The organism is Nonomuraea sp. NPDC049378 (assembly GCF_055586745.1).
The window spans coordinates 212,980-235,671 of the sequence record NZ_JBVJHP010000019.1 but is presented as its reverse complement, the minus strand read 5'-3'; the positions used below and the strand labels follow the sequence as shown (position 1 = coordinate 235,671).

The 22,692-nt window shown below is 72.5% G+C and carries 25 protein-coding genes; 15 read left to right on the top strand and 10 right to left on the bottom strand.

What is annotated here, in order from left to right; all coding sequences use genetic code 11:
* Nucleotides 1–178: 178 nt before the first annotated feature.
* Nucleotides 179–1,150 carry a tyrosine-type recombinase/integrase gene (locus tag ACZ6SA_RS36240; RefSeq protein ID WP_347644520.1) on the top strand — a complete coding sequence of 324 codons (972 nt, stop codon included), beginning with the start codon at nucleotides 179–181 and terminating at the stop codon, nucleotides 1,148–1,150.
* A 9-nt stretch (nucleotides 1,151–1,159) separates the two neighbouring features.
* Here the strand turns inward: ACZ6SA_RS36240 and ACZ6SA_RS36235 are convergent, their stop codons facing one another.
* Entirely contained in the window at nucleotides 1,160–2,104 is a 945-nt protein-coding gene (locus ACZ6SA_RS36235; protein WP_465833288.1) for an AraC family transcriptional regulator, read from the bottom strand.
* A 71-nt stretch (nucleotides 2,105–2,175) separates the two neighbouring features.
* On the opposite strand from ACZ6SA_RS36235, the gene ACZ6SA_RS36230 reads away from it, so the two are divergent.
* Together ACZ6SA_RS36230 and ACZ6SA_RS36225 are read left to right on the top strand one after the other, a co-directional pair.
* Nucleotides 2,176–3,021 (top strand): SDR family oxidoreductase, encoded by an 846-nt coding sequence (locus ACZ6SA_RS36230; protein WP_465833286.1) that lies wholly within the window; start codon nucleotides 2,176–2,178, stop codon nucleotides 3,019–3,021.
* Nucleotides 3,018–3,440 (top strand): nuclear transport factor 2 family protein, encoded by a 423-nt coding sequence (locus ACZ6SA_RS36225; RefSeq protein ID WP_465833284.1) that lies wholly within the window; start codon nucleotides 3,018–3,020, stop codon nucleotides 3,438–3,440. Before ACZ6SA_RS36230 ends, ACZ6SA_RS36225 begins: the two co-directional genes overlap by 4 nt.
* A 13-nt stretch (nucleotides 3,441–3,453) precedes the next feature.
* Here ACZ6SA_RS36225 and ACZ6SA_RS36220 read toward each other — a convergent pair whose 3' ends face one another.
* Nucleotides 3,454–4,056 (bottom strand): TetR family transcriptional regulator, encoded by a 603-nt coding sequence (locus ACZ6SA_RS36220; protein ID WP_465833282.1) that lies wholly within the window; start codon nucleotides 4,054–4,056, stop codon nucleotides 3,454–3,456.
* Between the two features lie 65 nt (nucleotides 4,057–4,121).
* Between ACZ6SA_RS36220 and ACZ6SA_RS36215 the strand changes: the two genes are divergently transcribed.
* The 5 genes from ACZ6SA_RS36215 to ACZ6SA_RS36195 all read left to right on the top strand — a co-directional run bounded on the left by ACZ6SA_RS36215 (nucleotide 4,122) and on the right by ACZ6SA_RS36195 (nucleotide 9,724).
* Nucleotides 4,122–6,149, top strand: a complete 2,028-nt coding sequence (locus tag ACZ6SA_RS36215) for a HelD family protein (protein ID WP_465833280.1) — start codon at nucleotides 4,122–4,124, stop codon at nucleotides 6,147–6,149.
* Nucleotides 6,150–6,191: 42 nt separating this feature from the next.
* A complete protein-coding gene (locus ACZ6SA_RS36210) occupies nucleotides 6,192–6,500 on the top strand; it encodes a hypothetical protein (RefSeq protein WP_443153327.1) in 309 nt (102 codons plus the stop codon).
* A gap of 71 nt (nucleotides 6,501–6,571) precedes the next feature.
* On the top strand, nucleotides 6,572–7,168 hold the full coding sequence (locus ACZ6SA_RS36205; RefSeq protein ID WP_347644529.1) for an NUDIX hydrolase: 597 nt from the start codon (nucleotides 6,572–6,574) through the stop codon (nucleotides 7,166–7,168).
* Between the two features lie 253 nt (nucleotides 7,169–7,421).
* Complete coding sequence (locus ACZ6SA_RS36200; protein ID WP_347644530.1) at nucleotides 7,422–8,084, top strand: lysophospholipid acyltransferase family protein; 663 nt, start codon at nucleotides 7,422–7,424, stop codon at nucleotides 8,082–8,084.
* Nucleotides 8,085–8,149: 65 nt separating this feature from the next.
* On the top strand, nucleotides 8,150–9,724 hold the full coding sequence (locus ACZ6SA_RS36195) for a penicillin-binding transpeptidase domain-containing protein (protein ID WP_465833277.1): 1,575 nt from the start codon (nucleotides 8,150–8,152) through the stop codon (nucleotides 9,722–9,724).
* A gap of 8 nt (nucleotides 9,725–9,732) precedes the next feature.
* On the opposite strand, the gene ACZ6SA_RS36190 is transcribed toward ACZ6SA_RS36195, so the two are convergent.
* From ACZ6SA_RS36190 to ACZ6SA_RS36175, 4 genes are all read right to left on the bottom strand, one after another.
* On the bottom strand, nucleotides 9,733–10,599 hold the full coding sequence (locus ACZ6SA_RS36190; RefSeq protein ID WP_465833275.1) for an alpha/beta fold hydrolase: 867 nt from the start codon (nucleotides 10,597–10,599) through the stop codon (nucleotides 9,733–9,735).
* A 292-nt stretch (nucleotides 10,600–10,891) separates the two neighbouring features.
* The gene (locus ACZ6SA_RS36185; RefSeq protein WP_465833273.1) at nucleotides 10,892–11,536 is read right to left on the bottom strand and encodes a PadR family transcriptional regulator; all 645 of its coding nucleotides are present in this window, start codon (nucleotides 11,534–11,536) and stop codon (nucleotides 10,892–10,894) included.
* A gap of 59 nt (nucleotides 11,537–11,595) precedes the next feature.
* On the bottom strand, nucleotides 11,596–12,321 hold the full coding sequence (locus ACZ6SA_RS36180; protein WP_465833271.1) for a TetR/AcrR family transcriptional regulator: 726 nt from the start codon (nucleotides 12,319–12,321) through the stop codon (nucleotides 11,596–11,598).
* A 253-nt stretch (nucleotides 12,322–12,574) separates the two neighbouring features.
* A complete protein-coding gene (locus ACZ6SA_RS36175; RefSeq protein ID WP_347644535.1) occupies nucleotides 12,575–12,856 on the bottom strand; it encodes a DUF3040 domain-containing protein in 282 nt (93 codons plus the stop codon).
* Between the two features lie 134 nt (nucleotides 12,857–12,990).
* On the opposite strand from ACZ6SA_RS36175, the gene ACZ6SA_RS36170 reads away from it, so the two are divergent.
* Nucleotides 12,991–14,022, top strand: coding sequence for an Rv2578c family radical SAM protein (locus ACZ6SA_RS36170; RefSeq protein WP_347644536.1), 1,032 nt, complete (start codon nucleotides 12,991–12,993; stop codon nucleotides 14,020–14,022).
* 36 nt (nucleotides 14,023–14,058) lie between these two features.
* Here ACZ6SA_RS36170 and ACZ6SA_RS36165 read toward each other — a convergent pair whose 3' ends face one another.
* On the bottom strand, nucleotides 14,059–14,637 hold the full coding sequence (locus ACZ6SA_RS36165) for a helix-turn-helix domain-containing protein (RefSeq protein WP_347644537.1): 579 nt from the start codon (nucleotides 14,635–14,637) through the stop codon (nucleotides 14,059–14,061).
* 133 nt (nucleotides 14,638–14,770) lie between these two features.
* Here ACZ6SA_RS36165 and ACZ6SA_RS36160 point away from each other — a divergent pair, with 133 nt between their 5' ends.
* The 5 genes from ACZ6SA_RS36160 to ACZ6SA_RS36140 all read left to right on the top strand — a co-directional run bounded on the left by ACZ6SA_RS36160 (nucleotide 14,771) and on the right by ACZ6SA_RS36140 (nucleotide 19,960).
* Nucleotides 14,771–15,469, top strand: a complete 699-nt coding sequence (locus tag ACZ6SA_RS36160) for a class I SAM-dependent methyltransferase (protein ID WP_465833268.1) — start codon at nucleotides 14,771–14,773, stop codon at nucleotides 15,467–15,469.
* Nucleotides 15,470–15,472: 3 nt separating this feature from the next.
* Nucleotides 15,473–15,973: a DinB family protein gene (locus ACZ6SA_RS36155; RefSeq protein WP_347644539.1), complete on the top strand. Its 501-nt coding sequence runs from the start codon at nucleotides 15,473–15,475 to the stop codon at nucleotides 15,971–15,973.
* Between the two features lie 170 nt (nucleotides 15,974–16,143).
* Nucleotides 16,144–18,000 (top strand): GTP-binding protein, encoded by a 1,857-nt coding sequence (locus ACZ6SA_RS36150; RefSeq protein ID WP_465833265.1) that lies wholly within the window; start codon nucleotides 16,144–16,146, stop codon nucleotides 17,998–18,000.
* An 89-nt stretch (nucleotides 18,001–18,089) separates the two neighbouring features.
* Nucleotides 18,090–18,212, top strand: a complete 123-nt coding sequence (locus tag ACZ6SA_RS36145; RefSeq protein WP_281284160.1) for a hypothetical protein — start codon at nucleotides 18,090–18,092, stop codon at nucleotides 18,210–18,212.
* Between the two features lie 395 nt (nucleotides 18,213–18,607).
* The gene (locus tag ACZ6SA_RS36140) at nucleotides 18,608–19,960 is read left to right on the top strand and encodes a glycosyltransferase family 4 protein (protein WP_465833263.1); all 1,353 of its coding nucleotides are present in this window, start codon (nucleotides 18,608–18,610) and stop codon (nucleotides 19,958–19,960) included.
* Nucleotides 19,961–20,066: 106 nt separating this feature from the next.
* Here the strand turns inward: ACZ6SA_RS36140 and crcB are convergent, their stop codons facing one another.
* Complete coding sequence (gene crcB, locus ACZ6SA_RS36135) at nucleotides 20,067–20,426, bottom strand: fluoride efflux transporter CrcB (RefSeq protein WP_347644542.1); 360 nt, start codon at nucleotides 20,424–20,426, stop codon at nucleotides 20,067–20,069.
* Nucleotides 20,427–20,487: 61 nt separating this feature from the next.
* Complete coding sequence (locus ACZ6SA_RS36130) at nucleotides 20,488–20,952, bottom strand: fluoride efflux transporter FluC (protein WP_347644543.1); 465 nt, start codon at nucleotides 20,950–20,952, stop codon at nucleotides 20,488–20,490.
* A gap of 75 nt (nucleotides 20,953–21,027) precedes the next feature.
* Here ACZ6SA_RS36130 and ACZ6SA_RS36125 point away from each other — a divergent pair, with 75 nt between their 5' ends.
* Nucleotides 21,028–21,741: an HNH endonuclease family protein gene (locus ACZ6SA_RS36125; RefSeq protein WP_347644544.1), complete on the top strand. Its 714-nt coding sequence runs from the start codon at nucleotides 21,028–21,030 to the stop codon at nucleotides 21,739–21,741.
* A 3-nt stretch (nucleotides 21,742–21,744) separates the two neighbouring features.
* Here ACZ6SA_RS36125 and ACZ6SA_RS36120 read toward each other — a convergent pair whose 3' ends face one another.
* Nucleotides 21,745–22,581, bottom strand: a complete 837-nt coding sequence (locus ACZ6SA_RS36120) for an SGNH/GDSL hydrolase family protein (protein WP_465833260.1) — start codon at nucleotides 22,579–22,581, stop codon at nucleotides 21,745–21,747.
* Nucleotides 22,582–22,692 lie beyond the last annotated feature (111 nt).

Below are 22,692 nucleotides of genomic sequence, written 5' to 3'. Positions count from 1 at the left end.
CGCGACAAGGGGGGGGTGGCCCACAACCCGTCGGTGGGCAACCCCCCCCCCCCCCCCCCCCTGCCCCCCCCCCCCCCCCCCCCCCCCCCCCCCCCAACACCCCCCCCCCCCCCCCCCCCCCCCCCCCCCCCCCGCGCCTGGATGGGCTCGTGGACGGAGGGGCCGTAAGATCGGCCCGGTGAGCCTGCCTGCCGTGCCCGATGCCGCGGCGCTGCCGGTCGAGCCGGCGCGCGACCCCTACCACGTCTATCTCGACTCGCTCACCAGCCCCGAGTCGCGCCGCACCATGCGCGGCTGCCTCGACCGGCTGGCTCGGCTGCTCACCGGCGACGAGAGCGCCACGGGCGCGGGCCAGCCGTGGCACCTGCTGCGCTACGAGCACACCGTCCGCATCCGCACGATGCTCACCGACCAGGGCTGGTCGGCGGCGTACGTCAACAAGCACCTGGTGGCGCTGCGGCGGGTGCTGAAGGAGGCGTGGCGGCTCGGCCAGACCAGCGCCGAGGACTTCGCCCGCGCCTCGGACCTCGCTCCCGTACGCCAGAGCCGGCTGCCCACCGGGCACCACGTTCCGCCCGAAGTGGTCGGGGCGGCCCTGTCGGCCTGCGACGACTCCCCGGCCGGGGTGCGCGACGCGGCGCTGATCGCCGTCCTCTACTCCACCGGCTGCCGCCGGGCCGAGCTCTCGGGCCTGGCGCTGGCCGACTACGACCCCGGCGCCCGGTCCCTGCGGGTGCGCGGCAAGCGCGACAAGGAGCGCCTCGTCTATCTGACGGCGGAGGCGATCGGGCTCGTCGAGCGGTGGCTGGCGATCCGCGGGACCAGCTCGGGGGCGCTGTTCAGCCCGATCAGCAAGTACGGCACCCTGCGGCGGCGCGACGGCAGGCCGGTGCGGCTGACCGGGCAGGGCATCGCCGACATCCTGGCCCGCCGGTTCGGGGAGGCGGGCGCGTCGCGGCGTACGGCGCACGATTTCCGCCGTACGTTCATCGGCGAGCTGCTGGACGCCGGGGTGGACCTGGCGACGGCCCAGGCTCTGGTGGGCCACTCCTCCCCCGCCACGACGGCCCGCTACGACCGCCGCCCGGAGAAGACCCGCCGCGACGCCGTCGACCGCCTCCGCCTGCCCGCCCCCCGCCCTCTCGCCTGACCGAGCCGGTCACCTTTTCCCGCCTGCGCGGGCGTCGGCGTTCTTGCGATATTCGCCGGGCGTCGAACCATGCCATTGCTTGAAGGCCAGGTGAAAGCCGACCGCCGACCGATAACCGACGCGCCGCGCGATCCGGCTGTGCGGGAGGGTGCTCTCGGCGAGGAGCCGCGCGGCCTCCTGCATCCTGCGGGCGGTCAGGTGCCGCATCGGCGCCTCGCCGACGAGCTCGCGGAAGGCCGCCGCGAACGCCGAGCGCGACAGTCCCGACTCCTCGGCCAGCGACTCCACCGTCCAGGGCTCGGCGAACCTGGTCTGCACGGCCAGCAGCGCCGCCCCGACGGCCGGATGCCGCAGGGCGCGCAGGATCGGCTCGCCCTCGGACAGGTTCGCGAGGGCCGCGCGCAGGGCGAGCACGAAGGCCAGCTCGAAGGCGCGCAACGCGACGATCTCCAGCCCGGGCTCCCCGCCGTCCCAGCCGCCGGACAGCCGGTCCAGCATGTCGCCGAGCAGCGGCTCACCGTCGATCGCCGCCCGGTCCAGTACGAGCATCTGCGGCAGCGCCCGGTAGAGCGGGGCCGCGGCGGCGGCGTCGTAGTGCAGCCCGCCGCAGAGCACGGCGGTCAGCGGTCCAGGACCGTCGATCGACACCCTGCGCGCCAGGCCCGGCTCCCGCCCGGGGAGCAGGCTGTCCAGCGGCACGGCGGGGCCGCCGGTGGCGTCGCCGAGCCGGTGGCCCGCGCCGTGCGGGAAGACCGCCAGCTCCCCCGCGCCCAGCAGCACCGGCTCGGCCCCCGGCAGCTCCACCGTGCACGTGCCTTCGCTGATGTAGTGCAGCAGGGCGCAGTCTTCCCGCTCGCCCGTCACGCCCCACGGCGCGCGGGCCGTCCAGCGGCTGCGGAACACCCCGCGCAGGCGGAGCGGTCCCAGCAGCTCGCTCAACAGGTCACCATCCACCGGACGATCCTTAAATATCGTGAGATGTCCTTTTATAGAGCGTACTGCCGCACGCCGGAAGGATGGAGCCCATGAGATTCCTGGTGATCGGCGCCTCGGGCGCCCAAGGCGGCGCGGTCGCCCGCCGGCTGGTCGCGGCGGGGCACGAGGTCCGCGGCTTCTCCCGCACCGCGAACGTCCCTGAAGGGGTGCGACCCTTCCCCGGCGACCTCGGGGACGCGGGGCGGGTGAAGGAGGCGTTCGACGGGGTGACGCACGCGTCGGTGTCGCTGCCCATGGAGTTCGACCCCGCCACGGTCTCCGCCTACGTGCGCCACGTGATCGGCGGCGCCCGGGCCGGCGGGGTGCGGCGGCTGGTGTTCAACACGGGCAACCGGCTGCCCGGCCGCGACACGGGCGTGGCCGCGTTCGACACGCGCGCGAGCGCGGCCGCGACCCTGCTGGGCAGCGGGCTTCCGGTGGTGGTGCTGCGCCCGCCCCTGTACGCCGACAACCTGCTGGCGCCCTGGGTGTCCGGCCCGCTGGCGAGCTCGGGCGTGCTGCGTTACCCCGTCCCCGCGCGGGTCGCCGTACCGTGGCTGACGCACGACGACCTGGGCGCGGTGACGGCCGCGGCGCTCACGCGGGACGGGCTGGACGGGCTCACGCTGGACGTGGGCGGGCCGCAGGCGCTGACGGGGCACGAGCTGGCGGCGGCGTTCGGAGCTCAGGTGCGCTACGAGGAGCAGGACGTGGACGCGTTCGAGGCGGACCTGGCGCGGATGGCGGGCGCGCCGACGGCCGCCGGGGTCGCCGGCACCTACCGGTGGATCCGCGACACGGACGGCTTCTTCGCCACCGCCCACGACGCCGGTGAGCGGCTGGGCATGTCCCTCACGCCGCTGCGCGAGTGGATCGCCGCCAGGGGTCTGTCATGACGAACGCCGAGCGCGAGGTGATCCGCCTGCACCGGGTGATCGAGGCGTGGCTGACCGGAGCGGCCGACCGGGCGGACTTCGCGCCCTTCGCCGGGGCGCTCGCACCGGACTTCACCCTGGTCGGCCCCGACGGGGTGGCGATCGCGCGGAAGGAGGTCGTGGCCTGGGTGGAGGGCTCCCACGGCAGCGCGCCGGATCTCAGGATCACCATCCGCGACGTCCGCGTGGTGGCCGGGTCGGGCGATCTCGTGGTGGCGACCTACGAGGAATGGCACGGGACGGCTCCCGGCGGGCCCGCGCCGCCACCGGACGCGCAGGGGCGCCGGGCGACGGTGGTGTTCCGGCGCGGCGCGGGCCTGGACTGGCTGCACCTGCACGAGACCTGGCTGGCGGCCCCGCCGCCGGCCGTGACCGGGTGAGCCCGCGCGCGGGTCACAGCGCGGGAAGCAGCGAGAACGCCCGCTCGGCCGCGCGAACCGCCTCGGGCTCGACCTCCCCGAGCGGCCGGCCGCCGGCCAGCTGCTCCCAGGTGCGCCGGGCCAGCACCCGCTGCGTGGCCAGCACCTGCCCCGCGAGCAGGCCCGCGGTGAGGTCGTCGGCCGTCTCGGCCAGCGCCTCGGCGAGCGCCCGCTCTTCCTGCGCCATGTGCTGCAACAACCGCGCCGCCAGGCTGGGCGTGAAGAACACCATCCGGTGGTAGGCCACCACCTCGGGGTCGTCGTTGAGCCCGGTGACGGGGTCGTGCCGGGCGAGCCCGTCGAGGAAGTGGCGGCGCAGCGCCCGCACCGCCCCCTCGCCCTCCGCGCGCCGCCGCACCACGCGCGCCGACTCCCCCCGGTGGTCGGCGAGGCGGTGGAGGGCGAGGTCCTCCTTGGTCGGGAAGTATTTGAACAGCGTCGGCTTCGACACCCCGGCCGCCGCCGCGATCTCCGTCACGGGCACCTCGTCGAAGCCGCGCTCCAGGAAGAGCGCGATGGCCGCCGTCGAGATGGCGTCGTGCACCCGCTGCCGCTGAAGCTCTCGCAGTCCCGTCATGAGCACACCCTACCAAAGTGTTAACCTGGTTAATCTCTTAACCGAGTTAACACTTTGGGGGTGCGATGGGCACGCTCGACGACGAGAGACGGTACGTCGAAGAGTGCAGGGCCGGACTGCGCAGGATGGTGCAGGGCGCGCGCGACAACGTGATCGTCGGCGAGGCCGTGACCGGAAACAGCTACAGCGCGGAACGGCTGGGACGCCGCCTCAAGAGCCTGGTCAAGGAGCTCGACGAGGAGCCCGACGGGCCGCCCTTCTTCGGCCGGCTCGACTTCGGGGCGGGCTCGGCCGAGCACCGCGGCCGCGCCTACCACATCGGCAGGCGCCACATCACCGGCGAGCACGGCGGCCCGCCCGTGGTGATCGACTGGCGCGCGCCCGTCGCCAGGGCCTTCTACCGGGCCGGCGCCCGCGACCCCCAGGGCGTCGCGGTGCGCCGCCGCTTCGGCTGGTCGGGCACCACCCTGACGAGCTTCGAGGACGAGCGCCTCGAACAGGGCGAGGAAGGCGGGAGCAGGATCCTCGCCGCCGAGATCGAACGCCCCCGCGTGGGCCCCATGCGCGACATCGTCGCCACCATCCAGCCCGAGCAGGACGACCTCGTACGCGCCGCCCTGGACACCTCGATCTGCGTCCAGGGCGCCCCCGGCACCGGCAAGACCGCGGTCGGGCTGCACCGGGCCGCCTTCCTGCTGTACGCGCACCGCCGGCGCCTCGAACGCTCGGGCGTGCTGGTGCTCGGCCCCAACCGGGCCTTCCTCGGCTACATCTCCGCCGTCCTGCCCGCGCTCGGCGAGGTGGACGTCGAGCAGACCACACTGGGGCGGCTGCTCGGCGCGCTGCCCGTCACCGCGACCGACAGCGAGGAGGCCGCCGCCGTCAAGCATGACGCCCGGATGGCGAAGGTCCTGCGCAAGGCCCTGTACGGCCGGATCAGCAGGCCGGCCGAGCCGGTCGTGGTGCCCGACGGCTCCTACCGGTGGCGGGTGTACGAGGACGAACTGCGCCGCTTCGTCGACGACACCCGGCGCGAGTCGCTCCCGTACGCCGTGGGGCGGGAACGCGTGCGCGCGAGGGTGGTCGAGTCGATCCGGCGGCAGGCCGAGACCCGCGGGCGGACGCCGAACGCGGCCTGGCTCCGCAGGATCGGCCGCGCCGTCACCTCGTCGCTCGACGTGCTCTGGCCCGCCGCCAAGCCCGTGGAGGTCCTGTACGAGCTGCTGCGCGGCCCCGCCGCCGGCCCGGACCCTGCCGCCGGCGTGCTGTCGGACGCCGAGCGCGCCGCCATCACCTGGAACAGGCCGCCCCGCAGCGTCAGGAGCGCCACGTGGTCGGCCGCCGACCTGCTGCTGCTCGACGAGCTCGCCGCGCTCATCGAGCGCCCGCGCGGCTACGGGCACGTCATCGTGGACGAGGCCCAGGACCTGTCGCCCATGGAGTGCCGGGCGGTGGCCAGGCGCAGCGAGCACGGCTCGCTGACCGTGCTCGGCGACCTCGCCCAGGGCACCACCCCGTGGGCCGCCACCTCGTGGCGGGAGCGCATGGAGCTGTTCGGCAAGCCGGACGCCCGGATCGTCGCCCTGACCACCGGCTTCAGGGTGCCCGCGGCGGTGGTCGACCTGGCCAACACGCTGCTCGCGGCGCTCGACGCAGAGGTGCCCGCGACGCGCTCGTACCGCGCCGACGGGCGGCTGCGGGTGACCCGGGTGGCGACGCCGGCCAGGGGCGTGGTGGCGGCGGTGCGCGAGGCGCTGGCGTTCGAGGGCTCGATCGGGGTGATCGCGGCCGGCTCGGACGTGGAGGAGCTCGCGTCGGCGCTGCGGGACGAGGGCCTCGACGCGGGCGAGCGGCTGACCGTGCTGCCCGCCGCCATGGCCAAGGGACTGGAGTACGACCACGTGATCGTGGCCGAGCCCGCCGCCATCGCCGAGGCGGAGCCGCGCGGGCTGAACCGCCTGTACGTCGCCCTCACCCGGGCCGTCTCCCGGCTCGACGTCGTGCACGCGCGTCCGCTGCCTCCCCAGCTCACCCCACCCGCTGCAGCCGCGGGAATGCCGATCCGGCTCACCGGCTCGACAGGGCCGCCGTAGCGAGGTGTGATGTGTTTCACGCCTCCGAGAGGAGCCAGCGCAGTGACGACGTCCTCCGAACCGCCCCACGGCGACGAGCCTCCGGCCCCGTGGTCGCAGCCACCGCCCTACTCTCAACCGCCCCATCAGCCGCGGCCGGCCACCCAGGTGCTGTCGATCATCGGGTTCGTCTGCGCCGCGGTGGCCGTGCTGTTCGTCCCGATCCTGTTCGGCCTGGCCGGCATCGTGCTCGGCATCGTCGGCCACACGCGCGGCGAGCCGCTGGGCAAGTGGGCCGCCGTCGCCGCAGGGGTGGGGATGATCCTGGGCTTCGTGCTCGGCATCGTGGTCATGAGCAGCATGTACGCCTGACGCCGCGCGCCGCCGGCGCCCAGGTCGTCATGGTCCCGCGCGCGTCACACGCGCCGTGAGATCCTGGTGGCGTGCTGTCGCCCATCGACGTGCTGCGCGAGCAGATCATCGCCCACCTGGCCGCCTTCGACCGCAGGCAGGTGCCGCCGGTCGGCGGGGTGCGCAGGGCCGCCGTCACCGTGTGCGTGCTGGAGGACGCCGAGCGCCGCCCGTACACGATCCTGATCAGGCGGGCGCCGCACGGCCGCAACCCAGGGCAGTGGGCGCTGCCCGGCGGGCGGCTCGACGACGGCGAGCGGCCGGTGGACGCGGCGCTGCGCGAGCTGGCCGAGGAGACCGGCGTCACCGGGGTCGAGGTGGCCGGGCTGCTCGACGACTTCGTCACCGACTCCGGATTCGTGATCACGCCGGTGGTGGCGTTCGGCGGCCGGCAGGAGCCGGTGGCCGACCCGCGCGAGGTGGCCTCGGTGCACGCGGTGCCGCTGGAGCGGTTCCTCGCGCCGGGGGTTCCGCGCTGGGAGGGGAAGCTGCTGCAGATGCCGCTCGGCCCCTCGATCGTGATCCACGCGCCGACCGGGGCAATTTTGTGGCAGTTCGCGGAGGTGGCGCTGCGTGGCCGTGAGCAGCGGGTCTTCGACGTGGCGCAACCACATTGGACGAGAACGTGACCGATTCTTGGGGGCGTATGGAATTCGTGTCGCCGGATGTCCGTTAGCATCGAAAGGCCGATGTGGTCTGTGTCCCCCGGGCCGCAAATTACCGCCTTCACGGAATACCGTTCGGCTGGAGCCGTGTTGTGCATCTCGCCGAGGAGGCGACCGCCACATCGGCCTTAACAGCTTTTCCAGGCGTCCCGCCCACCGGCGGGGCGCCTGCTTTATGGTGGGTTGGCCGACCGCCCGATGATCGCAGGAGTGCTCGTTGCTGTACGAAGTGGTCAAGTTCGCCGCCGCGCCACTGGCACACGCCATGTGCCGGCCGCATGTCACCGGTGCGGCCCACGTGCCGAGGAGCGGGCCCGCGATCCTGGCCGCCAACCACCTGTCGGTGCTCGACTCGTTCCTGCTGCCCGCGCTGCTGCCGCGCCACGTGACGTTCACCGCCAAGAACGAGTACTTCGACGGCAACCCGGTCTCCGGGTTCTTCATGCGGCTGGGCGGGAGCCTGCCGATCGACCGCGAGAGCGCGCACGCCGCCCAGGTCATGCTCGACGAGGCCGCCGCGCTGCTGGGACGGGGCGAGTTGTTCGGCATCCATCCCGAGGGCACCCGCTCCCCCGACGGCCGCCTCTACCGCGGCAAGGTCGGCGTGGCCTGGCTGACGCTCAAGACGGGCGCCCCCGTGCTGCCCGTGGCGCTCAGCGGCACCGAGAAGGTGCTGCCGCCCGGGACGTCGGTGCCGAGGCCCGCGCGGATCGGCATCGCCATCGGGGCGCCCATGCGCTTCGACGGCGACCACACCAAGGCCCGTGACCGCCGCCGGGTGACCGACGAGATCATGGCGGCCATCCAGCAGCTGTCGGGGCAGGAATACGTGCCGGCCTACGCGTCGAGCCTCAAGGCCGCCGCCAACGGCACACCATGAGCCGGGCCGTCCGGCGTCGATGACGAGGGGGCTGATCAGTGGCGCGGGGTCGTACGATCGCGATCGTGTCCGTCGCCGCCGTGCTCGCGGTGGGGGCCGCGGGCGGCGGCGCCTACTACGTGCTGCACACCAGGGGCACGCCCGCCGAGACGGCGCAGCGCTTCGCCGCCGCGTGGCAGGCGGGCGACAAGGCCGCCATGGCGGCCGAACTGGCCACACCGCAGCAGTTCAGCGCGTACGACCAGCAACGCGAGGCGCTCGCGGTGGAGTCGACCGTGATCCGGCTGGGCCAGGTCACCGAGGGCGACGACCGGGCCAGCGCCCCCTACACCGCGACCCTGACGCTGAAGGACATCGGCACCTGGGTCTACGAGGGCGAGATCGACCTCAAGGTGGCCGACCGCACCTGGAAGGTCGACTGGAAGCCCACGACGCTGCACCCGTCGATGACCGAAGGGGCGTCGTTCGAGGTGAAGACCCGCTGGCCCGAGCGCGCCGAGATCACCGACGCCGAGGGCGGGCGCATCGACACCGGCACGGTCGGCGGTTCGGTGCAGCAGCTCGTCGGCTATCTCGACAAGGCCTCCAAGAAAGACGCCGCCAAGCTCGGCTCCGCCTACAGACCCGGGCAGACCATCGGGCACCACGGACTGCAGAGGACGTTCCAGAAGCAGCTGGCCGGCACGCCCTCCACGGAGATCATGCTCGGTGGCAAGACCCTGGAGACCATCGAGGGCAAGGACGGCGAGCCCTTGCGCACGACGCTCGACCCAACGGTGCAGGCCGCCGCGGTCGACGCGGTCAAGGACATCGAGAAGCCCGCGTCGATGGTGGCGATCAAGGCGTCGACCGGCGAGATCCTGTCCGTGGTCAACAACAAGGGCGGCTTCAACCGGGCGCTGGACGGCCGCTACCCGCCCGGCTCGACCTTCAAGGCGGTCACCGCGATCGGGCTGCTGGCGGCCGGGGTGTCGCAGGAGGACACGGTGACGTGCCCGCAGTACGCCACCGTCGGCGGGCTGAAGATCCGTAACTCCGACAAGGCGGAGTTCGGGTCGGTGTCGTTCCTCGACGCGTTCGCCCACTCGTGCAACACGACGTTCGCGCCGCTGGCCCAGCGGGAGCTGGGCGCCGACAAGCTGCTGGAGGCGGCCGAGTCCGTCGGCTTCAACCAGCCGCTCAACATCGGCGTGCCGGCCACGGAGGCCGGCTTCCCCAAGGCCGAGTCCGACGCCGAGCTGGCCGCGGAGTCGTTCGGGCAGGCCAGGATCACCGCGAGCCCGCTGTCGATGGCCTCGGTGGCCGCCGCCATCGCCGACGGCACGTGGCGGCCGCCGACGCTGGTGCCCGAGCTCGAGCAGAAGGCCTCGGAACAGAAGCTGCCCGAAGGGGTCAAGGACGGCCTGCACGCGATGATGTCCGCCGTGGTGACCAAGGGCACCGCCAAGGCGGCCGGGCTGCCCGCCGGCACCTACGGCAAGACCGGCACCGCCGAATACGGCACCGGGGAGGAGCTCGACAGCCACGCCTGGTTCATCGGGTTCAAGGACGACGTGGCGTTCGCGGTGGTCGTGGAGGGCGGTGGCGGCGGCGGGTCGGTGGCCGCCCCGGTGGCGGCCACCTTCCTCAAGGGCCTCTGAGCCGGGGCTCAGGCGAGGAACTCCCGGATCTCGGCGGCCACCCGTTCCGGCCGCCCGCGCCGGTCGGCGTTGCAGGTGGCGCTGTGACCGAGACCCGCCATCTCCACCCGGCGGGCGCGCGGCAGCACGCGTTCCAGCGCGTCGAGCGCCGTACGCAGGTAGGCCGGGCTTCTGGAGCCGCCGAGCAGCAGCACGTCGGCGTCCACCGACCGGTAGGCCACCGGATCGCCGGCCGTGGCCGTCTCGGCCACCACCTGGACGTCGTAGTGCAGCGTCGGGGCGAGCTCGTCGAATGTCGGCTCCCCGTTCGCCGCGGCCTTCTCCTGCCCCTTCTGCGCCAGGACGGTGAGCCATTCCAGCAGGAAGCGCGGCATCATCGTGAAGATCGGCGGGCCCATGCGGGTGGCCCGCATGCCGGTGACCAGCGCCGCCGTGGTGTCACCCGCGGCGATCTCGCGATCGAAGCGGGGCAGCCAGTCCGTCGGGTTGGAGCCGGCGATGTCCAGCGGGGGCTCGAAAAGCACGATCTTGTCGAGGGCCGCAGAGGTGAGGGCGGTCCGCAGCGCGATGATGGCTCCCGAGCTGATGCCGACGGCGTAGCGGGCGCCGGTCGCCGCGAGCAGGGCGTGGAGGTCCTCCGCCTCCCGCTCGACGCCGTAGGCGGGGCCGTACGGGCCGCTCACGCCGCGGCCCCGGCGGTCGGCCAGGTAGCAGGTGAAGTCGTCCGACAGCGCCTGGGCCAGCTCGATCTGGCTCCGGCCGACCTGCATGGTTCCGTGCAGGAAGACGAGGCCGGGGCCCTGGCCCAGCCGGTGGTAGCCGATCGTGGTGCCGTCCTTCGACGTCACGTCGCCCGAGGTGGTGGTGGTCGTCATGCTTGGCTCCCATGGTGGTTTCCGCCCGTGAAGGGAGCCCGGCTATTGTTGCGAGTGCCATCTCGTGGCCGGGGTCCGCTTCGCGGGTCTGCGGTGCGAGGTCTCCCGGCGGCGGTGCTGCAACACCGCCGCCGGTTTTTCGTGGTACGGCCGGACGCCCGCTCAGCGCGGCCCGGGATTTCCCGGAAAGGCCCGGGGATCGCTCGGCGCGGCCGGGTTCCCCTGCGGACCTGAGGTTCGCAGGGCGGCCCGGGCCAGCTGGTGCGGCCGGACCTTCCTGGGCCTGGGTTGGTCAGTCGGTGCGGCCCCTCTCGGCGAGCTCCGCCACGTCAGGAGGCATCCGGCCCGTACGGTGATAGGCGCGCCACTCCTCCAGGCCGGGGAACGCGCCTTCGCCGAACTCCGCCAGCAGCGAGCTCACCCAGCGGGCCTCGGCCTCCCGCATCGCCAGCGCGTACTCCGACTCCAGGAGGAAGAGCCGGGGCAACTCGCCGCTCTGATGTTCCAGAGCGCCGCGGTCGTCGCCGATCCGGCGTCGCAGCTCGTCGAGCCGCTGCCGCAACAGCGCCGCGACCTCGTCGGGACCGAGACCGCCCATCACCGACAGCCCGGCCTCGAACGCCGTCGGCTCCCGCTCGGGAACCGACAGCAGCTCGCGGGTCCAGTCGTCGGCCTCCTGGCGGCCCGCGTCGGTGACGCGATAGACCGTGCGCTCCGGCCTGGCGCCCTGCCGCCCGCTCTCCACGACCTCCAGCAGGCCGTGTTTCTCCAGGTTGCGGACCACGGTGTAGAGGGAACCCCACTTGATCGGCATGTCCTGGTCCTTGCCGCGCGCCCGCAGGACCGAGGCCATCTCGTAGGGGTGCATCGGCCGCTGGACGACCGCGGTCAGCACGGCGAGCGCCATCAGGTTTCCGACCCGTCGCCGCTTCGCCATCCCGCCCACCTCCTACTCGTCTACGAATATACGCGCACGAGTAGCAGGCGTAAAGACCGTCACCGGGACGCGGTCGCCTCGTCGTAGTCGAGGCCGAGCCTGGGGGCCATCTCCCGCAGGCATTCCTCGAAGACCGGCTCCAGGTCGGAGTAGGCGAAGCTCAGCTGGTTGAGCGCCTCCATGCAGAGCAGGCCGTACAGCCTGATCCAGCACGTCAGGAAGACGTGCACGGCCTCCACCGGCATGTCCACCCCGGAGGAGTCGGCGTACGCGCGCAACTGCTCCGCGATGGACGGATGCAGCTCCCCCCGCGCGGGCACCGGGAACGGGCGCGCCTTCCACAGCTCGGCGACCTCCTCGAGGAAGACCTGCTCGAAGTCGCGCCCGGCCAGCTCGCGCGGCGAGTCGGGCCGCCTCCCGGCGGTGATCGGGCTGGCGAACACCCAGCCGAACTCCGCCTGATGCGTGACCGCCCAGCCGCGCATCGCCCGGCACGCAGAAAGCAGCCGGCGGCCGTGCTCGCCGGGCGGGCAGGAGTCGCGCGCCGCCTCCACCACCGCCGTGAGCTCGCGGAAGAAGTCGGCGGTCACCGCGCCGACCAGCTCGTCGTGCCCGGTGAAGTAGTGGTAGAGCGCCGGCCCGCTCATCCCCATCTCCCTGGCCACGGCGTTGATCGTCACAGCGGCCGGACCCTGCTCGATCAGCAGCTTGCGCGCGACCGCGCGGATCTCCGCCAGCGTCGCCTGCCTGACCCTGTCACGCCTGCTTGGGCCCTGCGCGGCCATAGCCCGCCCTCCTCCGGGGACACGAACGGTGACTTCCTCATCGGAGTAAGGAAGCTTAGTGCCTCAAGGAGAACGACCGACGTCGCACCGGTGGCGGCAGCACCACGCCCCGCGATCACCTGCGACGGGACGGCGAGCCGTGCGCGGCGGTGCGCGCGTGTCACATGTCCGGGCGGGGCCGCCCTTCGACGCGTCGCAGATCCGGCTACGCGCGGCCGGGAGGCGAACGGAAGGCCGGGGTGCAGGCTGGGGGTCAGAAGGCCGTGGTCAGAGCCAGCGCGGCGGCGGCGTCGAGGCGGAGCACCATGATCAGGAGGGTGGCGATGAGGGTCGCGATGAGCAGCCAGCTGATCAGGATGATCACGGTCGAGCGGCGCGGCCTGCGCGGGGCGCCCGGTGGCCGCCGGGCCGTCGCCTCGCTGCGACGGACCCGCTCGTTGAACGACTCGAGCCGAGCCACGAGTCGCGGGTCGTCGTCGACGAGGTGCTGCTCGATCTCCGCCAGCATCCGCTCCTCGTCCTGCGACCAGGCCATGGGCGCACCTCCAGAACGCAAGCTCTTCAGGCGTGTTTCTGCCCAACCATGAAGATCATTAGCCCCCGCCCGACCAGGTAATTGCCGCCTCTTTTCATTTGCGATCACGCTCGAATCCTTGTTCTAATCATGGGATGCGCTGGGACAACCTGCGCCTGGCCGCGCCCGGCCAGGACGATCCGGCCGTGCCGCTGTTCGCCCGCGGCGCGGTCACCCGCACGTTCGACACGCCCGAGTTCAAGGGGATGACCTTCTACGAGATCCAGGCTCGGTCGATCATCAACAAGGTGCCGGGGGCCAGCCGGGTGCCGTTCGAGTACACGATCAACCCCTACCGTGGCTGCAGCCATCGCTGCGTCTACTGCTTCGCCCGAAAGACACACGAATATCTGGACATGGATGCCGGAGCGGACTTCGACTCGAGGATCGTGGTCAAGGTCAACGCCGCCGAGCTGGCCCGCAAGGAGCTGGCCGCGCCCCGCTGGGGCGGTCACCACATCGCGATGGGCACCAACGTCGACTGCTACCAGCGCGCCGAGGGCCGCTACCGGTTGATGCGCGGCATCCTGGCCGCGCTGCGCGACGCCGCCAACCCGTTCTCCGTCCTCACCAAGGGCACGCTCATTCTGCGCGACCTCGACCTGCTGACCGAGGCCGCCGGCGTGACCGACGTGAGCGCCGACGTCTCGGTCGGCTTCGTCGACGCCGGCGTGTGGCGGGCGGTCGAGGCGGGCACGCCCCACCCGCGGCGACGGCTGGAGACGTGCGCCACCCTCAACGACAACGGCATCGCCTGCGGCGTGCTGATGGCGCCGATCCTGCCCTACCTCACCGACTCCCCCGCCCAGCTGGAGCGCACGGTCAAGGAGATCGCCGAGGCGGGCGCCACCCACCTCGCGCCCATCGTGCTGCACCTGCGGCCGGGGGCGCGCGAGTGGTGGCTGGGGTGGCTCTCGCGCGAGCACCCACGGCTGGTGCCGCGCTACCTGGAGCTCTACGGCAGAGGTGCGTACGCGCCCAAGACCTACCAGGCGCGCGTGACCGGGCTGGTCAAGGAGCTGGCCGAGCGCCACGGCGTCGGCCGCGCCACCCCTGCCATGGCCCGCCGCGTCCCGCCCCGCCGCCCACCCGCGCCGGCCGAGCCCGAGCAGCTCCGCCTCCTGTGACCACCGCACCACCCTGACCGCCGCCCCCTGGGGTGGTCAGTGCCTGGACGGTCCCAGATGGGCGCGCTCCCCCTGCGCCCCGAACAGGGTGAGCAGCTCCGCGGGCCGGCTGCCGGCGCTGCCGATGCAGTGCGGTATGCGGGTGTCGAACTCCGCGGCCTCCCCGACGCCGAGCAGGAACTCCTGCTCGCCCAGCACAAACCTGACCTGCCCGTCGAGGACGTAGAACCACTCGTATCCCTCGTGGGTCCGCAGCTTCATCGTGGGCGTCGGGCCGGCGGGGGGATAGATCACCTTGTAGGCCTGGATCCCGCCCGGCCGCCTGGTCAGCGGCACCAGCACCAACCCTGATCGCCGCACCGGCCGCAGGTGGATGCGAGGATCGCCGGTGGGCGGGGCCGCGACCAGGTCGTCGAGCGGCACGCCGTGCGCCCGGGCCAGCGGCAGCAGCTGTTCCAGGGTGGGGCGGAGCCTGCCGTTCTCGAGACGGGACAGGGTGCTCGCCGTGAGGCCGGTCTCGCCGGCCAGCTCCGCCAGCGTGGTGCCGCGCTCCCGGCGCAGGGCACGCAGACGCGGCCCGACTCCCGCCATTACGTCTCCCACAGGGTTGTCCATCGTTCGATAATGCGGATCCGCAACTTTTCTTGCAAGCAGGAAACGGCGGCGGCGATGCTGCCGGTACATCGCCGGCGTCGCGGGCGCGTATCGGATCACGCCCGGCACGCCGGCCGGCGAAGGGGCATCTCTGATGGATTCCACCCGACAACGACCACCCGCCACCGGCGCCAGTGACGGCCGGGGCACGGCAGAACAGGACGCCGGGCAGGATGCCGAGCTGTTCTGGGAGCGCCACTACCGCGCCCGGCGCTCCTGGGACGCGCGCGTCAACCCGCTGCTCGCCGAGACCGTCGCACCGCTGCGCCCCGGCGCCGCCCTGGACCTGGGGTGCGGCGCCGGTGGCGACGCCATCTGGCTCGCCCGGCAGGGCTGGCACGTCACCGCCGTGGACGTCTCTGCCACCGCCGTCGGGCGGGTGCGGGAACGCGCCCGCGATCTCGGCGTCGCGGACCGGGTCGTCACCGAACAGCACGATCTGGGCAGGAGCTTCCCCGCCGGCGCGTTCGACCTCGTCTCCGCCCAGTACTTCCACACCCCGTTCCCCCTGCTGCGCAACCGGGTCCTGCGCACCGCCGCGGAGGCCCTGCGTCCCGGCGGTCTGCTGCTGATCGTCGACCACGGTTCCACGGCGCCCTGGTCATGGAACCAGGAGCCCGGCACCCACCACCCCACGCCCGCCGAGATCTCCGCGGAACTCGCCCTCGACCCCGCGCGCTGGCCCGTCCTGCGCGCCGACATGCCCAGCCGCCGGGCGACCGGACCGGCCGGTGAGAGCGCCACCGTCATCGACCACATCCTGCTCGTCCAGCGAGCCGGCGGAACGGAGTGACCCATGCCGGCAAGAGGCTCCAGCACACGGGCGAAGGACACCACGCCGCCGCGGACCGGCTCCGGCGAGAAGGCCACCCTGCGGGGTTTTCTCGACCACCTGCGCAACGCGATCGCGGACAAGGTCGCGGGGGTGCCGGAACCGCGGGTACGGACCCCCGGAGTGCCCTCGGGCACCAATCTTCTCGGGCTGCTCAAGCATCTGACGTTCGTCGAACGGTTCTACTTCCTCGGCGAGGACGTCCGCGACTGGCGCGCGACCATGCGGCCGTCGCCCGAGGAGACCGTGGAGGGCGTGCTCGCCGGCTACCGGAAGGCCGTCGAGCGAGCGAACCAGGCCATCGACGCCTGCCCTGATCTGGACCTTCCCGCCCCGCGGCCCACCCGCCCCGGGCCGGCGCCCTCGATGCGATGGGTCCTGGTGCACATGATCGAGGAGACCGGCAGGCACGCCGGCCACGCCGACATCCTGCGCGAGCAGATCGACGGATCCACCGGCCGCTGACCTGCCGGCCGGTGCGCGGCGCGGCCGGAAAACGGCTGGCTCGGGCGCCGTGCCCGGTGGCAACATGGGCGGGCACGTACCCGCCGACGATCAGGAGCACAAGATGCGGCGCCGCCTCGGAATCTCCCAGCGCCCCATCGGCACGAGAGTTCTCGAGGGCTCCACCACACATGCACATCCTGAACATCGGCATGCTCGCGCACGTAGACGCGGGCAAGACCAGCCTCACTGAGCGGCTGCTGTTCGAGACCGGCGTGATCGACCGGCTCGGCAGCGTCGACGACGGCAGCACCCAGACCGACACCGGCGCGATCGAACGCCGTCGCGGCATCACCATCCGCACGGCCGTCGCCTCCTTCACCCTGGACGACCTGCAGGTCAATGTGGTGGACACGCCGGGCCACGCCGACTTCGTGGCCGAGGTCGAACGAGCTCTCGGCGTGCTCGACGGCGCCGTTCTGGTGTTGTCGGCCGTCGAGGGCGTCCAGCCGCACACCCGGGTCCTGATGAGGTCCCTGCGCAAGGTGCGCCTGCCCACGTTGATCTTCGTCAACAAGATCGACCGGTCCGGCGCGAGAGAACGGGAGCTGCTGGCCGACATCCGGCGGCGGCTCTCGCCGTACTGCGTCGCGCTCAACACGGTGCGCGACGTCGGCGGCCCGGCCGCCACGACGCGGCCCCTCGCCTCCATGGAGGAGGCGGCCGAGGTGCTGGCCGAGCGGGACGACGGGCTGCTCCAGCTTCTCGTGGACGGCGGAACGCCCGGCGACCGGCAGGTACGCGCGGCGCTGGCGCGGCAGTGCGCCGGCGGCGTGGCCCATCCGGTGCTGTTCGGCTCCGCGCTGACCGGGCAGGGCATCGGTGACCTGCTCGACGGCATCGGCCTGCTGCCCGCCACCCGCCGCTCCCCCGAGCGCGGCAGGCGGCAGGGTGTGCGGGCGAGCGTGTTCGCGATCGAGCGCACCCGCTCCGGCGAGAAGGTCGCCTACCTGCGGATGCGCGCGGGTGTCCTGCGCGCCCGCGAGCAGCTGTCCTTCCACCGCGGCAGGCACGAGTACGCCGGCCGCCTGACCGCGCTCACCGTCATCGGCTCCCCGAGACAGCGGCAGGCGGCGGCGGGCGACATCGTCAAGGTGCGGGGCGTGCCGGAGATCCGCGTCGGCGACCACCTGGGCGCGCCGGGCCCCGCCGGGCAGGCACACTTCACGCCGCCCGGCCTGGAGACCGTCGTACGCGCCCGCGTGCCCGGCCAGGAGTCGCGCCTGCACGCCGCCCTCCTCGCGCTGGCCGAGCAGGACCCGCTGATCGCCACCCGTACGCTGGCCGGCGGCGACACCTCCGTCCTGCTGTACGGGGAGGTGCAGAAGGAGGTCATCGGCGAGACCCTGGCCAGGGACTTCGGGGTGGAGGCCGATTTCGAGCCCAGCCGCCCCGTCTACTTCGAACGTCCCGCGGGCACCGCCGAAGCGGTCGAGGAGATCCAGCGTCACGGCCCGAACGCGTTCATGGCCACGGTGGGCCTCCGCGTCGAGCCGGCCGCTCCCGGCTCGGGCCTCACCTACATCATGGGGGTCGATCCGGGGTCGCTGCCCGCCGCGTTCCATCGGGCCATCGAGGAGAGTGTGGGCTCGGCGTTGCGCGCGGGCCCGCACGGCTGGCCGGTCACCGATGTCACGGTCACGCTCACGAGGACCGGCTACGCGGCGCCGACGACGGTCGCGGCCGACTTCCGCGGCCGCACCCCGATCGTGTTGTCGAAGGCGCTGCGCCTGGCGGGCACCACGGTGTACGAGCCGTGCCACCGCTTCGAGGCGGAGGTGCCGCTGGAGTCGTTCGGCGCGGTCACCGGGAAGTTGGCGGTGCTGGGCGGCGTGCTGCGCGACACCCGAAGGCAGGAGGCCACGTGGGTGCTGGCGGGGCAGATCCCGGCGGCCGCGGTGCACGAGGCCGAGCAGCGGTTGCCGGGCCTGACGCACGGCGAGGGCGTGTGGTGGTCGGAGCCGTCGGGCGACCGTCCCGCCCGATAGGCGGTATGTCGGATTTCTTCGTTAGTTGGGTATTAACGCCCGTGGTGCACTAATAGGGGTGCACCACGTCCGTACACGGGGGGATTCCCATGGCTGACACGAAGAAGAAACCCGCGGCCAAGACCGGCAAGTCGAAGAAGCAGGCCATCAAGACGAGCAGGCAGGCCAAGGAGACGAAGAAGGAGACCAGAAAGGCTCCGGACGAGGGGTGACCCTGGCCGGACGGCGGGCGGTCCGGGGCACCCGCCCGCCGAGCCGGACACCATGACCGGACAGCCGAGGGCGCCGCGCCTCGGCTGTCCCGTCGACCGGAAGCCGCAGGGCCGCGACGGCACCGCGGGCGAGCGCATCCCGAAGCGTGGTCAGCGTCAGACCTGGGAGATCATCCGGCATAAGCCGCGCGTGCAACCTTAGCCATATATATGGCGTCTAAAGATCATAGGTGGGGAAAGCGCACAGGGGATGAACAACGTGCACTCCGCCGACGCGATGAAAAGGCCGGTGGCAGGGTGGAAACCCGCGCCACCGGCTACGTGTGTTCGCAGTTCTTCCGGCCCAGAGGGGATTACGTCAGGTGCGCGCACTGGCTCGTAAGGGTAAGTCGGCCGTGGTCAGGCTGTATCGGGGGTACGACCGGCGCAGGGGCAGGAAGGCCCCGCCACCCACGACGCGGCAGGTTCGCATCCTGTTGCTGCACGCCAACGGGATGGGCGGAACCATCAGGACGGTGTTCAACCTGGCGAGCCACCTCACCAAGGAGCACGACGTCGAGATCGTGAGCATCCTGAAGGAGAGCGAGCACCCGTTCTTTCCCATCGATCCGCGCGTGAGGTTCCGCTATCTGGACGACCGGCTCAAGCCCGGCGCCAACCCGTTGCGCGCGATGTTGTCGAAGCTGCCGAGCAAGCTCATCCCGAAGGGAGAGACGGCCTACCACCGGTTCTCCCTGTGGACGGACCTCGCACTCACCCGCTACCTCCGCTCGCTCGACACCGGCGTGCTGATGGGCACCCGCCCAGGGCTCAACCTCGCGATGGCCCAGTTAGCCAGGCCCGGCGTCATCACCATCGGGCAGGAGCACGTGGCTCTGCGCACCCAGGCCGAGCCGATCCAGGAACTGATCAAGTGGCGGTACCGCCGCCTCGACGCTCTGGTCACCCTGACCAAGGCCGACCTGCGCGACTACCGGGAAATGTTGCCGAAGCAGCCGCGCAAGCTGGTCCGCATCCCCAACGCCGTACCCCCTATGACGGGCGAGCAGGCCAAGCTCGACGCCAAGGTGGCCGTGGCGGTCGGCAGGATGACCCGCATCAAGGGCTTCCACAGGCTCATCACCGCCTGGCAGACCGTCTCGGCGGCCCACCCCGACTGGAAGCTGCGCATCTACGGTGCCGGGCCGCAGGAGGAGAGCCTGGCCCAGCAGGTCGTGGAGCTGGGCCTGCAGGAGACGGTGGAACTGCCGGGGCCCACCTCCGACGTGGGGGCGGCGCTGGAGAAGGCGTCGATCTACGTGCTCAGCTCACGCCACGAAGGATTCCCGATGACCATCCTGGAGGCGATGGCCAAGGGGCTGTCCATCGTGAGCTTCAACAGCCCGCACGGCCCCAAGGAGATGATCACGCACGAGGTGGACGGGCTGCTGGTCAAGCCGCGTACCAACGCCAACCTGGCGTCTTCGATCATCCGCGTCATCGAGCACGAGGGGCTGCGCAGGGACCTGGCCGCGCGTGCGCTGGAGACGGCCCGCGGCTACGACCCCGACGTGATCGGCCTGAAGTGGGACAAGCTGCTGGCCGACCTGCTGGCCCGCCGCGACGGCACGCGCGCCCGCCGGCGCAGAGCGGCCGCGGACGCCGCCCAGGATGCGCCGCCGGACCCCCAGCACGACACGAACACCACCCGCGCAGGTGCTCGGGCAGCGGCGCGGGAGAGGTGGCCGGTCCCGGGAACACCTTCCTGACCCGGCCGTCCCTGATCAGCGCGGCGATGACGGAGCGGGTCGTTGCGTTCACCGGCGCGACCCGCCCCACACCGACGCCCGCCACCACCGCTCAGGCCGCCGCCGCTCAGGCCACGGCCTGAGCCAGCGCCACTCCGCAGTAGGCCGCGCCCAGCCCGGCCAGCACACTGGCCACCGCGTTGGCCACCGCGTGGAAGCGGGCGCCCTCCTCCACCAGCCGGACCGTCTCGTACCCGAAGGTGGAGTACGTCGTCAGCGCCCCGCAGAACCCCGTGCCCGCCAGCGCCATCACCCCGTCGCCGGCGGGCAGCACGGCCAGGAACCCGAGCAGCGCCGACCCGGCCACGTTGACCGTCAGCGTCCCCCACGGGAAGACCGTGTCGTGGCGTGCCTGCACCGCCCGGTCCGCCAGATACCGCAGCGGCGCCCCTACGGCCGCGCCCAGCACGATCAGCAGCACCGTCATGGCGCGCACCGGCCACTCACCGCGCGTGCGCCGTCATCGGCCCGCCTGGCGGGCGCCGCCCTCATTTCGCCCTCGCCCGCGCGACAACGGGGATCCGCCTGGTCAGCCACATGCCCGCGACCACCGCCGCGAGCGCCGCCAGCAGGGTGCCCACCAGGTAGACCAGCCCCGTCACCGGCGCGCCCGCCTCCACCGCCTGCCGCACGCCGTCCGCGTACGTCGAGAACGTCGTGTAGCCGCCCAGCACCCCCACTCCAAGGAACGGCCGCACGAGCCGGTGGGCCCGCCGGACCTCGGTGATCACCACCATGAGCACCCCGATCAGCAGGCAGCCCGACACGTTGACCCAGAACGTCGCCCACGGGAAGTCCGCGGGACCGGCGGGCACGGCGGTCTGCAGGCCGTGCCGCGCCAGCGCTCCCAGCGCGCCGCCGGCCGCGATCACCGCGAGCACCTGACCGCTCACCTCGGCGCGCCGAGCGGGCACGTGGAGATCGGATGCCGGATCGATCGGGCGATCAGTCACGAAACCCTTCCCGTGTCGGCACCCCGGATGCCGGGCACCTCTCTAGACAACCTGGGGAGCCGCACGGAGGACCGGTTGAGCACGAAGGACGCGATCGCCTTCCTCGCAGGAGCCGTCATCGTCGTTTCTCTCATCAACAGCGCCAAGACCGGACCGGCCACCGCGGCCGGCCCTCTGGGCAACGTCAGCGGGACGCTGCCCGGCCTGGCACCTATCATCTCCGACGCGGAGAAGGCCGACGCGCGCGCCCTCATCAAGCGGCTGCGGGTCGAACGGCTCGGCCCCAACACCGGATACCGGCGCACGAGGTACGGAGCGAACTGGGCCGACGACGCCGTGGGGGTGCCGTACGCGCGCAACGGCTGCCGTACCCGGGACGACCTCCTGGCCCGCGACGGCCGCGACGTGACCTACCGGGCGGGCTCCAGCTGCGAGGTCGTCTCGATGAGGCTGGCCGACCCCTACACCGGCCGGATCATCCACTGGCGCAAGTCCCGCGCCGACGAGGTGCAGGTCGACCACGTGGTGCCGCTCAACTACGGCTGGCGCATGGGCGCGCCGCGCTGGCCGATGTCCAAGCGGCTCGACTTCGCCAACGACCCGCTCAACCTGCTGCCCGTGGACGGCGACACCAACGAGGACAAGGACGCCTCCGGCCCGTCACGCTGGCTGCCGCCGCGCCGGGTCATCCGCTGCGCCTACGTCACCCGCTTCGCGCAGGTCGCGCTCAAGTACGGCGTGCCGGTCACCCGCGCCGACAAGAAGGCCATGCTCGCCCAGTGCCGGTGACGGCTACCGCGGGTCGAGCCAGTCGAAACCGCGCTCGAACGTCTGTTCCGCCAGCACCCGCTGCCCGGCCGTGCTCGGATGGAAGTAGTCCCACCTGCTGACGTGCTCGAGGGTGAAGGGGAAGGAGAACACCGCGCCGCCGTCGGTGCGGCAGGCCGCCCCGTACGCGGCGCAGGCCCTGGCCGCCTCGCGGTTGTAGGCCATCACCCGCTCCCGCACCCTGGACCTGCGCTCCTTGTCGGCCCGCTTGGCCGACTTGGGCCTGGCCAGCATCGTCTGGCAGATGCGGCCCAGCGTCCAGAACGACCGGGCGAGCGCCTGGTCCTTGCCCACGCGCCACAACCGCCGCAGGTCGGGAATGCTGGCGATGAACACCCTGGCGCCGGGCATCCCCGCCCGCAACTCGTGCAGCGCCCGGTCCAGCCGGGCCCGGTAGGTCGACACGGGGGTCATCGCCTGCTCGGTGCGCACGCAGGCGTCCTGGGCGCCGATGAGGATCGTCACGTAGTCGGCCTTGGCCGCGACCGCCTTCTTCACCTGGCCGAGCAGGTCGGCGCTGGTCGAGCCGGGCGCGGCGAAGTTGAGGTTGTGCTTGTGGAGCGTTCCAGAGAGCTGCGACAGGCGCAGGTAGTGGCTGGACACCTCGCCGTGGTCGCCCGACGACCAGGAGCGTGAGGGGCAGGAGACGTACCAGCCGCAGGCGTTGAACCCGGTGGAGATCGAGTCGCCGAGCGCGGCCATGATCTCGGGAACGGGCTGGACGGCGGCGGCGCGCGCGACACCTGAGCCGGAGAGGACGACCACGGCGGCGAGGGAGGCGGAGCCCAGACGAGCGATCATGGCCCTAAGGTAGGGAGCCGATCACGAGGGTCCTATGACGTCAGGGCAAGGTCTGTCATTTCAGGACCGACTTCATATCGCCGCTTGACAGGGCCGCAGGTGGTGAGAGTG

Bases quoted from the DNA above. Each gene is read 5' to 3' on its own strand.
- ACZ6SA_RS36230 (WP_465833286.1), top strand. From the start codon at position 2,176: ATGAGATTCCTGGTGATCGGCGCCTCGGGCGCCCAAGGCGGCGCGGTC.
- ACZ6SA_RS36225 (WP_465833284.1), top strand. From the start codon at position 3,018: ATGACGAACGCCGAGCGCGAGGTGATCCGCCTGCACCGGGTGATCGAG.
- ACZ6SA_RS36220 (WP_465833282.1), bottom strand. From the start codon at position 4,056: ATGACGGGACTGCGAGAGCTTCAGCGGCAGCGGGTGCACGACGCCATC.
- ACZ6SA_RS36215 (WP_465833280.1), top strand. From the start codon at position 4,122: ATGGGCACGCTCGACGACGAGAGACGGTACGTCGAAGAGTGCAGGGCC.
- ACZ6SA_RS36190 (WP_465833275.1), bottom strand. From the start codon at position 10,599: ATGACGACCACCACCACCTCGGGCGACGTGACGTCGAAGGACGGCACC.
- ACZ6SA_RS36185 (WP_465833273.1), bottom strand. From the start codon at position 11,536: ATGGCGAAGCGGCGACGGGTCGGAAACCTGATGGCGCTCGCCGTGCTG.
- ACZ6SA_RS36180 (WP_465833271.1), bottom strand. From the start codon at position 12,321: ATGGCCGCGCAGGGCCCAAGCAGGCGTGACAGGGTCAGGCAGGCGACG.
- ACZ6SA_RS36175 (WP_347644535.1), bottom strand. From the start codon at position 12,856: ATGGCCTGGTCGCAGGACGAGGAGCGGATGCTGGCGGAGATCGAGCAG.
- ACZ6SA_RS36170 (WP_347644536.1), top strand. From the start codon at position 12,991: ATGCGCTGGGACAACCTGCGCCTGGCCGCGCCCGGCCAGGACGATCCG.
- ACZ6SA_RS36165 (WP_347644537.1), bottom strand. From the start codon at position 14,637: ATGGACAACCCTGTGGGAGACGTAATGGCGGGAGTCGGGCCGCGTCTG.
- ACZ6SA_RS36160 (WP_465833268.1), top strand. From the start codon at position 14,771: ATGGATTCCACCCGACAACGACCACCCGCCACCGGCGCCAGTGACGGC.
- ACZ6SA_RS36155 (WP_347644539.1), top strand. From the start codon at position 15,473: ATGCCGGCAAGAGGCTCCAGCACACGGGCGAAGGACACCACGCCGCCG.
- ACZ6SA_RS36150 (WP_465833265.1), top strand. From the start codon at position 16,144: ATGCACATCCTGAACATCGGCATGCTCGCGCACGTAGACGCGGGCAAG.
- ACZ6SA_RS36145 (WP_281284160.1), top strand. From the start codon at position 18,090: ATGGCTGACACGAAGAAGAAACCCGCGGCCAAGACCGGCAAGTCGAAG.
- crcB (WP_347644542.1), bottom strand. From the start codon at position 20,426: ATGACGGTGCTGCTGATCGTGCTGGGCGCGGCCGTAGGGGCGCCGCTG.
- ACZ6SA_RS36120 (WP_465833260.1), bottom strand. From the start codon at position 22,581: ATGATCGCTCGTCTGGGCTCCGCCTCCCTCGCCGCCGTGGTCGTCCTC.